This window comes from Pseudomonas sp. PP3, assembly GCF_905336995.1.
GTDB lineage: Bacteria > Pseudomonadota > Gammaproteobacteria > Pseudomonadales > Pseudomonadaceae > Aquipseudomonas > Aquipseudomonas reinekei.
Window position 1 is genome coordinate 3,825,435 of record NZ_HG995459.1, and the last position, 12,917, is coordinate 3,838,351.

Consider the following 12,917-nt stretch of genomic DNA (forward strand, 5'->3'; position numbering starts at 1 on the left):
AGGACCACGTCCATGAATACGCCGACCGCCGCCCTGCTCTGCCTGCTCCTGCTTTGCAGCAGTGCCGGCGTGCGCGCCGACGACTTGATGGAGAACGACGACCTGGCACCCGGTGCCGATCTCGGCGAGCTGCCACCCCCTGTGGGCCAGCACGCCTTGATCGACCAGAACGGCCAGGCCAACGTCGCGCTGTTGCAACAGAACGGCCAGTCGCTGCTCGGCCAGATCGTGCAGTCAGGCAGCAATCAGGAAGCCTGGATCATGCAACAAGGCAGCGACCTGATGGCTTTGATCAACCAGCAAGGTTCCGGCAACGCCGCGTCGATTACCCAGACCGGCAGCCATAACCGTGCGCAGATTTCCCAAAACGGCAACAACAACGACGCCAACATCGTCCAGGCCGGCACGGGGCAGCAAAGTGCTGTGACCCAGGCAGGTAATGGCATGAGCGTATCGGTCACTCAATATCGCTAAAGCACTGCACCACTTGGAGGTTTCATCATGTTCAAACTGACGCCCCTCACAGCCGCCATCCTGGTCATAGTCAGTGCCCAGGCAATGGCCGATGACAGCGTGTCCACCCAAAACCAGTTCGGTACCGCCAACATCGCCGATGTGAAACAGAGCAGTGCTCCGTTCAGTACCGCCACCCAACAGCAACTCGGCGAGGGCAACGACGCGGCCGCCGTGCAAGACACGGCCACCAGTGTCATTACCCAGACCCAGACCGGGGACTTCAACGCCGGCTATGCCGAGCAACTGTTCGAAGACAACAGCACCATCACCCAGACCCAGACCGGCAGCTTCAACGTCGCCCACGCCAGCCAGTCGATTGGTCTTGGCAATGGCGAAGCCCTGCAGCAACAGGAAGGCACCGGCAACTTCTCGTTCGTCTATCAGGACAGTCAGGAAAACACGTCCGGGCAGACCTTCCAGTTCGGCGACGGCAACGAAGCCAACATCGAACAGATACAACCGGGCATGGCCAACAATGCCGTAATCATCCAGTACGGCACCACCAACTACGCGACTGCCGAACAGATCGGCCACATGAACGGCCAGATCAACATCAACCAGGCCGGCAGCACCAACTACGCCTATGGCGACCAGCGTTATGGCGAAGGTGGCACCCTGACCATCAATCAATATGGCGATGGCAACGGCACCGAAGTCTGGCAGGACACCCAGGTCAACGCCCAGGCCACCATCAACCAATACGGCGGCGCCAACGAAACCATCGTCGATCAGAGCTTCGGCCAGGACAACGTCGCCACCGTGCTGCAAGTCGGTGACCTCAACGCGATCTACGCCGACCAGTTCGAATCGCTCGGCTCCACCGTCGCGCTCTATCAACAGGGCACCGGCAACGTGCACTTCACCTACCAGAGCGGCGACAGCCATGTGCTCAATGCCACGTCGGTGGGTAACGACAACAAGGTCTACGCCAGCAACTGGAAAGGCCCGCAATCGGGTGGCCAGTTCGGCAGCAACCAGCGCGCCACCGTCAACCAGGCCGGCACCGGTAACGTTGCCAGCTTCACCCAGGACGGCATCGGCCACATCATGACCACCAACCAGACCGGCTCCGGTAACAAAACCACGGTCAGCCAGGCCGACTCGTTCAACGAGCTGTACTTCGACCAGAACGGCAGCGACAACATCCTGATCTCCGATCAGCGCGGCACCACCAACCTGGCCCAGGGCAGCACTAACGGCAGCGGTAACAGCACCGAGTTCAATCAGGAAGGCCTGGGCAACCAGGCGTACACCACACAGCTGTACGGCGACGACAACATGATCACCGTCAAACAGGCTGACACCATGAACGTGGCCTACGTCACCCAGGGCGGCACCGGCAACATTGCCAGTGTCGACCAGAGTGGCATGAGCCAGACCGCCAACGTGCAGCAGTTTGGTTCGGCCAACCAGGCAACAGTGTTGCAGCAATAATCGCGCAGCGTAAAAAACCGCGGCCCTCGGGGGAGGGTCGCGGTTTTTTTATGGGCCGGGGCCAGTCAGGCGGGTTCAGGGATGTCCAGTGGCACGGACATGAACTGGTTGATGCGCGAGCGCAGCCAGCGTTCCGCCGGGTCGTTGTCGTGCACCCCGCTCCAGGCCATCGACAACTGTGCCGCTTCGATCTCGAACGGTGGGTCCTCGGCGCGCAAGCCGCAGCCTTCGACCAGCGCACAGGCTGCGTAATCCGGCACCGTGGCAATCATCTCGGTGCCCGCGAGCAATGCCCGCAATCCACTGAACTGCGGCACGCCGAGCACCACTTTGCGGCAGCGTCCGACCTTGGCCAGGTCCAGATCGATATTGCCGCTCAGGTCACCGGAAAACGACACCATCGCATGGGGCCGTGCGCAGTACTCGTCCAGCGTCAACGGACCGGGCCGGTCGTCTCCGCGCAGCACCTTGCAAGGAATATCACGCAGTTTCTTACGCTTGGCATTGGCCGGCAGGTCGGTGGTGTAGCTGACCCCGACGGAAATTTCCCCAGACGCCAGCAACGCCGGCATCAACAGATAATTGGCCCGCCGCACCACCACGACAATACCCGGCGCCTCTTCCTGCAACTGGCGCAACAACGGTGGAAACAAGCCGAACTCGGCATCGTCCGAGAGCCCGATGCGGAACACATCGCAACTGGTCGTCGGGTCGAACTCCTTGGCCCGGCTGACCGCTCCGGAAATTACGTCCATCGCCGGCTGCAACTCCTTGAGAATCGCCAGCGCCCGCCCTGTCGGCTCCATGCCGCGACCATTGCGCAACAGCAACGGATCGTCGAACAGATCGCGCAACCGACCGAGCGCCGCACTCACCGCGGGTTGGCCCATGAACAGCTTTTCTGCAACGCGGGTCAGGTTCTTTTCGAACATCAGCGCTTCGAAAATCACCAGCAGGTTCATGTCGACGCGGCGCAGATCGTTACGGTTCATAGACACGGGTTCCTTGTGAGTGAGTTCAGTCAGCTTCGAGTGTGCCGATTGTGTCTGACTTTATTCAAGACATCCCGTAACGCAGAAGGAATTAACAACGTTTAACTCGCATGCCAGAGCCCTTGGATCAAAGAATGAAGCCTACTGACACGGACCTTCGCCATGGCTCACTTCCAGCAAACCGCCGCCCGCGCGACCGTCACCGAAGCACCAAAGAAAAACGCTGGCGGCCTCAGCCCCCAGCGCGAACGGTTGGTGAAACAACTTATTCTCGAACGCCTCGGTGAAACCCTTGAGGTCACCGAACTGGCCCAGGCCTGTGCCTTGTCACGCAGCCATTTCTCCCGTGCCTTCAAAACCAGCACCGGCTGCTCGCCTCAAGAGTGGATTCGCCAGCAACGCATCGCCCGCGCCAAGCTGCTGATCCAGCACACCGACCTGAGCCTGACGCAAATCAGCCTGGAGTGCGGCTTCTGCGATCAGGCACACTTCTGCCACATGTTCACCCGCAGTGAGGGCATCAATCCGTTTGCCTGGCGTTGCAAGGTCATGCGCGACATCAGAAGCTCGTGCGAGCCTGCTCGCGAAGGCGGCCATGCCGGCGACATCCATGTTGGAAATGCCGGCCCCCTCGCGAGCAGGCTCGCCCACAGGGGATCTGCGACGAACACAAGATCTGTGCCTGGCAAACATTCATTGTAGGAGCCGGCTTGCTGGCGATAGCGGTGCAGCAGTCAACGGTGATGCTGAATGTGCGACCGTCATCGCGAGCAAGCTGGCTCCTACAGTTGATTGGTGTCGTATACGAGATTGACGTACGCCGCCGATCCCTTGTGGGAGCGAGCCTTGCTTCAGCCCAACGGCACCAACCGTTCCAGCGCGTCCGCCACCCCACGCCCATAAGCCGGATCAGCCTTCGTGCAGTTATCGATGTGCCGCTGGCGAATCAACTGCGGAACACCGTTCATGGCCCGTGCGGTGTTTTCAAACAACAGCTGTTGACGCGCCGGGTCCAGCAGACGGAACAGGTTGCCCGGCTGCTCGTAATGATCCTCTTCAAGCCGATGATCATAGTGCTGGGCAAAGCCCTCCAGCGGCAGCGGCGGCTCTGACAATTCCTTGGAATCCTCCCATTCGCCGACGCTGTTCGGGAAATAACTGGCCGTTCCGCCCAGATTGCCGTCGGTGCGCATGGCGCCGTCACGGTGGTAACTATGGTGCGGGCAGCGCGGTGCATTGACCGGGATGTGATTGAAGTTCACCCCCAGTCGATAGCGCTGGGCATCACCATAGGAAAACAGCCGCGCCTGCAGCATGCGGTCCGGCGAAAAGCTGACGCCCGGTACCACGTTGGCCGGCGAGAATGCCGCCTGTTCGATCTCGGCAAAATGGTTCTCGGCGTTGCGGTTGAGCTCCATGGTGCCGACTTCGATCAACGGGAACTCGCCGTGTGGCCAGACCTTGGTCAGGTCGAACGGGTTGTGCCGATAGTGGATGGCCTGCTCTTCTTCCATGACCTGGATGCACAGTTTCCAGCGCGGAAAATGCCCCTGCTCGATGTTCTCGTACAAATCCCGCAGATTGCTTTCCCGGTCCTGGCCGACCACCACCGCAGCCTCGGCATCGGAGAGGTTTTCGATGCCTTGCTGGCAGACGAAATGAAACTTCACCCACACCCGCTGGTTGTCCCGGTCGATCAGGCTGAAAGTGTGGCTGCCGAAGCCGTGCATGTGGCGGAAACTGGTGGGAATACCACGATCACTCATGACAATCGTCACCTGGTGCAACGCCTCGGGCAGCAGCGTCCAGAAATCCCAGTTGCTGGTGGCATTGCGCAGGCCGGTGCGCGGGTCACGCTTGACCACATGGTTGAGGTCAGAAAAACGCAGCGGATCGCGAAAGAAAAACACCGGGGTGTTGTTGCCGACGATGTCCCAGTTGCCTTCGTCGGTGTAGAACTTTACTGCGAAACCACGGATGTCACGCTCGGCATCCGCGGCACCGCGTTCCCCGGCCACCGAGGAAAAACGCACGAACAGCGGGGTCTGCTTGCCCACTGAGCTGAAGATATTTGCTTTTGTGTAACGAGTGATGTCATTGGTGACGGTAAAGGTGCCATAAGCACCCGCACCCTTGGCGTGCATACGCCGCTCAGGGATGAGTTCACGGTCGAAGTGAGCGAGTTTTTCCAGCAACCAGATGTCTTGCAGGAGCGCCGGACCGCGTGGCCCGGCGGTCTGGATATTGAGGTTATCGGCTACCGGGGCGCCGGTGGCGTTGGTCAGCTTTTTCATGAATGGATTCTCAATGGACTGCGGCTCATCAGGAGCGAAAACCGACGCTGATCTACGCCCGCGTCGGGGTGTATCAACCCGTGGGTAACGCCGTCGGCGTATTGGGGCAGACATTCAGCGTAGAACCTTTCCACGATATTGCTGGCGCGATGCCCGACGGTGCGCAAACGCAGCAGTCGAGACAGGCACCGCACAGTCATCCCGAAAGCACCTTGCATGGATTGAAAAACCTGAGGAACATGCTCGCAAACCGCGAACTAGACGGATGCAGGCAGGAGCGTGTTGTTGACCCTTTCCCATGAGCGGGCCGTGCTTTTCGGCCCCTACAGAATCTACCCTGAACAACGCCTGGTGATGGAGGCTGATCAGCCCCTGCGCCTGGGCAGGAGGGCCATGGATATTTTGCTGATCCTGTTGGAGCACGCCGGGAACGTGGTCAGCAAGCAGCAACTGATCGCCGAAGTCTGGCCCAACAGCGTGGTCGAAGAAATCAACCTGCGCGTGCACATGGCAGCCCTGCGCAAAGCCCTCGGCGACGGTCAGGCCGGGCAACGCTACATCATTACCGTGGCCCAGCGCGGCTACAGTTTTGTCGCGCCTTACTCGCTGGAGCAGGTCGGGCAACATCCGGTCTGCCCTCCCAAGGTAACGAACGGTCATAACCTGCCCTTGCGCCGCACCCGCCTGATCGGTCGCCAGGCATTGGTCGACAACCTCGTGGCGCAACTGCCGCGACAGCGTTTCATCACCCTGATCGGCCCCGGCGGTATCGGCAAAACCACCTTAGCCTTGCGCGTCGCTGAACAATTGATCGGCCGCTACCGCGACGGCATTCGGCTGCTCGACCTCGCCCCTGTCAACGACCCGTTGCTGATCCCCGGCCATTTGGCCGCGCTGCTTGACCTGTCCCTGCACGACAACGAACCGATGAGCGATCTCGCGACCTTCCTGCGCGATCGGCAGATGCTGCTGGTGATCGACAACTGCGAACACCTGATCGACAGCGTCGCGCTGCTCTGTGAAAGCCTGCTGCGCGGCGCGCCGCACTTACACATTCTGACCACCAGCCGCGAGAGCCTGCGGGCCGAGGGCGAATTCGTCCAGCGCCTGGAGTCCCTGGACTGCCCTCCGCCCGCTGCCGAGCTGGACCGCACCCGGGCGCTGACCTTTTCCGCGTTGCAGTTGTTCGTCGAGCGCGCCATGGCCAGCCATGACAGTTTCGAACTGAGCGATGCCGAGTTGCCACTGGCTATCGACATCTGCCGGCGTCTCGACGGCATTCCTCTGGCCCTGGAACTGGCGGCGGCACAAGTCGCCAGCCTTGGCCTCGACGGTTTGCTCACGCAACTGCAAGACAGTTTTCGTCTGCTCACCCACAGCGGCCAGTCGGCGCTCGCCCGGCACCAGACGCTGCACGCCACGCTGGACTGGAGCTTTGAACTGCTCAACACCTGCGAACAAACCTGCTTGCGCCGATTGGGTGTGTTCCGTGGCGGCTTTACCCTGGCGTCGGCCGCGGCGGTGATCGTCGGCGAACAGATCGCGCCGCGCGAGGTGTTTGGCTCGATCACGCAACTGGTGGCCAAGTCCCTGTTGAGCGTGGACGTCGGTGACGAAGAGGTGTTCTACCGCCTGCTCGACACCACGCGCAGCTATGCGCTGAAAAAACTCGAACAGGCCCGCGAGTTGCCCGACACCCGAGCGCGCCATGCAAAACGCTGCCTGGCGCTGATGCAACAAGCGCAGACCGATTGGGAACACATCCCCACAGCGCTGTGGATCGAGCGCTATGCCCGGGGCCTTGAAGACATCCGCGCGGCGCTCGATTGGGGCCTCAATGCCCGCGGACCCGAGGCGTTGGCGATTCGCCTGACCGCGGCGTCCACGCCCCTCTGGCAGGAACTGTCGCTGCTCAAGGAACACGGTGGTTACGTGCGCAAGGCCCTGGCCATGCTGGATGCATCAGCAGAGCCCTGTCTGCCACTGAAAATGTCCCTGAAACTGGCGCTGGGCAGCGCCTGCTATCACGCCCAGGGCGGCAGCGCTGAAACCATTGGCGCCTTCGTCACCGCACGAACCCTGGCCAGACAGTGCCAGGACGTGGTCGGAGAATTGCGCGCCATCTCCGGTCATCTGGCGGTCAATCTCAGTTGTGGCAACTATCAAATGGCCCTGGAACAGAGTCAGCAATTTGATCGGCTGGGGCTGGACGGCGATCCGCTGCTGTCGCTGAGCATGCATCGTTTGCGGGTGCTGGCCCTGCACTTCGCCGGGGATCAGCATCGGGCTCGGGTGAATGCCGAGGAAGTGCTCCAGCGCATGGCCCACAGCGGCCATCTCAACCGTTTCACCCATGGTTTTGGCGTGCAATACGACCAGAGCGTCGCCGCCCTGACCATCCTCGCGCGCACCCTCTGGTTGCAGGGGCAACCGGAACAGGCGTGGCGCACGGCGCGGCAGGCATTGGACATCGCATTGCAGATCAACCATGGCACTTCGATCTGCTACACCCTGGCCCTCTCCGGCTGCCTGATCGCCCATTACAACGGCAACACCCGCACCGCCCGTGAGTTGCTGCGGCTGCTGCTGGAACAGGCGCAAAAGCATTCGGTGCAGCTGTTCTACACCTGGGCGCAACACTACGCGCAAGTGATCGACAGCGCAGAGGCGCCACCCTCGCCCCGGGCGGCGGTCGGTCTGATCAAGGAAATCATGGTGACCCTGGACACCGCGCTCGTCGATGACGATTTGCTGCAACGCGCCGACAGCGGTGCCGCGGGCTGGAGCACGGCGGAAATTCTGCGCGCCCGCGCCGATGCGCTGCTGGCCGCCGATTGCCCGGTGAAAAACTGCACCGCCGAAACCGTGCTGATCAAGGCCATCAACGTGGCGAAATCCCAGGGCGCCCTGGCCTGGGAGCTGCGCAGCGCCAGTTCGCTGGCGCGGCTTTGGCAGCGTCAGGGTCGCTACGGGCCAGCCCATACATTACTGGCGCCGATCTATCAGCGTTTCACCGAAGGTCATGCCACGCCCGACTTGAAGGCCGCACGGCACGTGCTCGACGAGCTACAGGGCCACCTGCCGATCTGAGGACCGCGCGTGATTGATGTGACCGGCATAGCGCATTTCGAACGTGCGCAATGCACCGCTGGCTTCGAGTTTTTCCAGGGCATAGCTGCGGGTGGTATTGAGGAAGCGATAGCGACTGATGCCACTGGCCGTTTCCTGTGACAACAGCGACTTGAGCACCAGGTTTTCCAGCGCGCGGGTCAGGCTCGCCGGTTGCAGCGTAGCGCAACTGATCACGCCCTTGGCCGCTTGCAGGGTGAACGCCGATTTGAACACCGACAGACGCTGCAACACGGTTTGCTCCTGCGGACTCAGCCGCTCGTAGCTCCAGTCGAGGGCCGCCTTGAGGGTCTGGTGTCTGGGCACCGCGGTGCGACGTCCTTGGGTCAGCAGTTGAAAACAGTTGTCCAGTTGCGCCCGCAAGCCCACCAGCGCCAACGCATCGATCTGCGCCGCCGCCAATTCAATCGCCAGGGGCAAGCCATCGAGCCGCCGACAGATTTCCCGCACCGCCTTGAGATCCTGTTCGCGCAGGGCAAAACCCTGCTGGCGTGCCCGGGCACGGCTGACAAACAATTGCACCGCCGAATAGCCCATGCACTCTTCGACACTGCGTAGCGCCGATGCCGGTGGCACCACCAGCGGCGGCAACGGCAGCAGCGTTTCCCCCGGGGCCAACAGCGGTTCGCGACTGGTAACCAGCAGCGACAGGCACGGTGCCGAGGACAGCAATGCTTCGATCAACGTCCGGCAACTGTCCTGCAAGTGTTCACAGTTATCGAGGATCAACAGCGCATGCCATGAGCCCAAGGCTTCGAGGGTCGTGCCAGTGTCCAGACCGAGGGTGCGCGTCAGGTGATCAACCACCTGCGCCGGATCGTCGATCATCGCCAGATCCACCAGCCACACGCCATCGCGATAGTGCTGCAACAACAGTTCGGCGGCCCGCAACGCCACGGTGGTCTTGCCGATACCACATGGCCCGACCAGGGTCATGAAGCGCCGCGACGGCAGCAGGCGTACCAGGTTGCCAACCACCGCATCACGCCCGGTGACCGGGGTCAGTCGCGCCGGTAAATTGTGCCGGGGTTGATAGGGGGTTTCGATCGGCAGCGGTATTGCCGGCGATGCGGACTGCACCGAGGCGACAAAACTGTAGCCGCGCTGGGGTACGGTGACGATGTAGCAGTCACCGTTCTGCCCGTCGCGAAAGGCCCGGCGCAGTGCGGCAATGTGCACGCGCAGGTTGATGTCCTCGACAACCGAGCGCGGCCAGACTTGAGCGATCAACGCTTGCTTGCTGACCACCGAGCCCGCGTGCTCGACCAGCACTTGCAGGATATCCAGGGCCCGACCGCCCAAACGCAGCGGCTGGTCACCGTGCAAGACCAGTCGCTGGTTGAGGTGGAACGCGTAGGGGCCGAAGCGCAGTACCGTTTCACCGTGAAAATCTCTAAGGCTGTTCATGCTTCTCCCACAGGAACCTGCCCGGCACGTGGGTCCATCCAGGCTCCGTACCGTCCATGCAAAGAGTTCAACGGTATCTTGGCAGGCCTCGGCGAAGGTACAACTGCCACGGGGGGAGCGTCACGGCCATAACGGTGCGCGCGACGGCCAAGGAGGCTAGCTGAATTGCTCGCGGTACTGGGTCGGGGTGAGGCCAAGTTTTTCTCCGAACAGAAAACGCATGTGCCGCACGCTGCCGAAGCCACTTTTGAAAGCCACGGTCTTGAGCGGCAGCTCCGTGGTTTCCAGCAGATTCCTCGCGCAATCGATGCGTGCACTTTGCAGAAACTCCATGGGCGTCATGTTCACTTCCCGGGCAAACACCCTGGCGAAGTGACGCGGGCTCATGGTCGCCAGACTGGCCATGCGTTCGATGCTGAAGGCTTCGTCGAGGTGTTCGAGTACGTGATTCTGCACGCGGGTGATCGCCGTTTCGTGGGGCGCCACCGCCGCCATCAGCGGGCTGAACTGCGCCTGGCCACCCTGGCGTTTCATCACCACCAGTAACACTTTGGCCACATCCTGGGCAACTTTTTTGCCATGGTCCCGAGCGACCACCGACAGCGCAAGATCGATGCCGGCGGTGACACCACCGGAGGTGATCAGGTTGCGGTCCTGAATAAAGATCTGGTCGGTTTCGACGGTGGCCGACGGGAATGCCTTGATCAGGCGTTCGGTGTAATGCCAATGCGTGGTCACGCGATACCCGTCGAGCAGCCCCGCATGCCCGAGCACAAACGCCCCGGTACAGATCGAGCCGTAACCGGCGGACCGGCCAATGTTGTGCCTGAGCCAGTCAAGCAACGGCGGATGTTTTTCGTTGTAGGCACCGGGGCCACCGGGCACCAGCAGCAAGTCATAGCCGTCGCAGGCCTGATCGATAAACAGGTCGGCGTGCACGCTTACACCGTTGGAGGCCCGCAATGCGCCCGGCTCGGTGCCGATGGTCGTCAGCACGTAGTGATCGTCGGGTTTGAGATAGCGATTGGCGATGGAAAACACCTCCAAGGGGCCTGCCATGTCGAGCAGGAGGAAGTCGGGGAACAGCACCATTGCCACGGTTTTCATGGGTTAGAGATCACAGTAATTGAACAAAAGGCTTAGCGAACGCGGTTCCCTGTGGGAGCGGGCTTGCTCGCGACAGCGGTGGATCAGTCGACACAAGTATTGAATGTGAAGCAGCCATCGCGAGCAAGCTCGCACCCACAGGTTTTGATGCTGTTCATTATGGCCGTATCGGGTGAAATCGGCGATTAAATCCACCCATGACTGTCAACTCAAAAGAGACAGTATTTCAATTTCCATCTACTTATTGCATCTCAGGGTAACCATTAACCTTCTCCTCACTCGGACGAATCAACGTCCCCGCAGGAGATTCCATCATGCTGACCCTTCGCAAAGCTTCTGATCGTGGCATGGCCAACCATGGCTGGTTGAAGTCGTTCCACACCTTTTCCTTCGCCAACTACCGCAACCCGAAAGAACAGGGTTTTTCCGACCTGCTGGTGATCAATGATGACCGTGTCGCCGCCGGCAAAGGTTTCGGCCAGCACCCGCACCGCGACATGGAGATTTTTTCCTATGTGCTCGAAGGCGCGCTGGAACACAAGGACACCCTGGGCACCGGTTCGGTGATTCGCCCCGGTGACGTGCAGTTGATGAGCGCCGGCAGCGGCGTGGCCCACAGTGAATACAACCACTCGGACACCCGGCCCGTGCACTTCCTGCAAATCTGGATCGTGCCGCAGGTCAGTGGCGCCAAACCGCGCTATCAGCAAGAGCACTTCAGCACGCAGAAAAAACGCGGTCGCCTGCAATTGATCATCTCGCCCGACGGTGCCAAGGGTTCGCTGAAGGTGCGCCAGGATGCGCGGGTGTATGCCGCCCTGATAGACGGCAAGGAAAGCGCCACCCTGGAACTGGCCGCCGACCGCTATGCCTACGTGCATGTGGCACGCGGCAGTGTCGAACTCAACGGCATGCCGTTGCAGGAAGGCGACGGCGTGCGGGTTCGCAAAGAACAGGTGCTGACCTTGAACAACGGCGTGGATGCCGAAGTACTGGTGTTCGACCTGCGCCCGCAGGAACTGCCTGAAATGCCGTAACCGAAGAGATCGCAGCCTCGCTCCCCGAGGCTGCGATCTTTTATTCACCCGTCCCGGCAAACCCCGCAACAATCTCGTCAATCACCACCCGCACCCTGGCGGTATGCCGCAAATCGGCGTGGGTCACCAGCCAGATGTCATACGGCACCGGATTCGTCCGCTCCGGCCAGAGCCTGACCAGCCCGTCCAACTCGCCCATGTGGATGGGCACCTCCCCTATGCCGATTCCCGCAGCAATGGACCGTCGCACCAGCAGGCTGGAACTCAGACTCGAGACAATTCGCCCGCGACCGATCGGTTCCCCGACCAGCGTCATGTCCTTGCCGCTTTGCAGATACGGCTGATACACCACCAGATCATGCCCGTCGAACGCCGTCCCGGGTTCCGGGATGCCATGCGCCTCGACGTAGGCGTGCGAAGCAAACAATCCCAACGGCCAACGGGCAATCCGCCGGGCGATCAGGTCCGGGTTGTCCGGTCGGGTATTGCGCACCGCGATATCGGCTTCGCGCTTGGCCAGGCTGAGAATTTGCGTCGAAGCGTCCAGTTGCACCCGCACGTCCGGGTGTTGCTGATGCAAACGAGCGATGGCCGGGATCAAAAAATCGATGGCCAGGGTGTCGGTGGTGGTCACCCGCACCGTGCCGGTCAGCCGATCATCCAGCCCCTGTATACGCCGCTCCAACTCCAGCGCCGAATGCTCCATTTTCTCAACCGCCTTCAACGCCGCTTCACCGACAGCCGTCAACGCGTACCCCTCGGAGGTGCGCAGGAACAGCGTCGCGCTCAAGGACTTTTCCAGCGCGGTGATGCGCCGCCCGACCGTAGCCTGATCGACCCCCAGCACCCGCGCCGCGCCCCTGAGCGTCGACTCGCGACAAACCGCCAGAAACACCCGCGCGTCATCCCAATTCACAGCGTTCTCCTAGTGATGCATATTCGCATCACAATAGCGCGAAATCGCTGCGTTAATGCAACGCGAGTTCTGGATAAGCTGGGGG

Annotated in this window: 9 protein-coding genes and 1 pseudogene; 5 read left to right on the top strand and 5 right to left on the bottom strand. The window is 61.3% G+C overall.

Annotation, left to right across the window (positions count from 1 at the left end; genetic code table 11):
• Positions 1 to 12 precede the first annotated feature (12 nt).
• Positions 13 to 474, top strand: a complete 462-nt coding sequence (locus KHO07_RS17265; RefSeq protein WP_212625003.1) for a curlin — start codon at positions 13 to 15, stop codon at positions 472 to 474.
• A 27-nt stretch (positions 475 to 501) separates the two neighbouring features.
• Complete coding sequence (locus KHO07_RS17270; RefSeq protein ID WP_212625004.1) at positions 502 to 1,950, top strand: curlin; 1,449 nt, start codon at positions 502 to 504, stop codon at positions 1,948 to 1,950.
• A 65-nt stretch (positions 1,951 to 2,015) separates the two neighbouring features.
• Here the strand turns inward: KHO07_RS17270 and KHO07_RS17275 are convergent, their stop codons facing one another.
• The gene (locus KHO07_RS17275) at positions 2,016 to 2,942 is read right to left on the bottom strand and encodes a LysR family transcriptional regulator (RefSeq protein WP_150733513.1); all 927 of its coding nucleotides are present in this window, start codon (positions 2,940 to 2,942) and stop codon (positions 2,016 to 2,018) included.
• Between the two features lie 162 nt (positions 2,943 to 3,104).
• On the opposite strand from KHO07_RS17275, the pseudogene KHO07_RS17280 reads away from it, so the two are divergent.
• A pseudogene (locus KHO07_RS17280) lies at positions 3,105 to 3,500 on the top strand (AraC family transcriptional regulator); the annotation flags it as partial.
• 293 nt (positions 3,501 to 3,793) lie between these two features.
• On the opposite strand, the gene KHO07_RS17285 reads toward KHO07_RS17280, so the two are convergent.
• A complete protein-coding gene (locus tag KHO07_RS17285; protein WP_150733510.1) occupies positions 3,794 to 5,236 on the bottom strand; it encodes a catalase in 1,443 nt (480 codons plus the stop codon).
• A gap of 285 nt (positions 5,237 to 5,521) precedes the next feature.
• Here KHO07_RS17285 and KHO07_RS17290 point away from each other — a divergent pair, with 285 nt between their 5' ends.
• Positions 5,522 to 8,326 carry a winged helix-turn-helix domain-containing protein gene (locus KHO07_RS17290; RefSeq protein WP_212625006.1) on the top strand — a complete coding sequence of 935 codons (2,805 nt, stop codon included), beginning with the start codon at positions 5,522 to 5,524 and terminating at the stop codon, positions 8,324 to 8,326.
• Here KHO07_RS17290 and KHO07_RS17295 read toward each other — a convergent pair.
• The gene (locus KHO07_RS17295) at positions 8,303 to 9,772 is read right to left on the bottom strand and encodes a winged helix-turn-helix domain-containing protein (protein WP_212625007.1); all 1,470 of its coding nucleotides are present in this window, start codon (positions 9,770 to 9,772) and stop codon (positions 8,303 to 8,305) included. The two genes, KHO07_RS17290 and KHO07_RS17295, sit on opposite strands and share 24 nt — an antisense overlap.
• Before the next feature lie 156 nt (positions 9,773 to 9,928).
• The gene (locus KHO07_RS17300) at positions 9,929 to 10,879 is read right to left on the bottom strand and encodes a GlxA family transcriptional regulator (protein ID WP_212625008.1); all 951 of its coding nucleotides are present in this window, start codon (positions 10,877 to 10,879) and stop codon (positions 9,929 to 9,931) included.
• Positions 10,880 to 11,193: 314 nt separating this feature from the next.
• Here KHO07_RS17300 and KHO07_RS17305 point away from each other — a divergent pair, with 314 nt between their 5' ends.
• A complete protein-coding gene (locus tag KHO07_RS17305; protein ID WP_075945771.1) occupies positions 11,194 to 11,916 on the top strand; it encodes a pirin family protein in 723 nt (240 codons plus the stop codon).
• Positions 11,917 to 11,956: 40 nt separating this feature from the next.
• On the opposite strand, the gene KHO07_RS17310 is transcribed toward KHO07_RS17305, so the two are convergent.
• Positions 11,957 to 12,832 carry a LysR family transcriptional regulator gene (locus KHO07_RS17310; RefSeq protein WP_212625009.1) on the bottom strand — a complete coding sequence of 292 codons (876 nt, stop codon included), beginning with the start codon at positions 12,830 to 12,832 and terminating at the stop codon, positions 11,957 to 11,959.
• Positions 12,833 to 12,917: the final 85 nt, after the last annotated feature.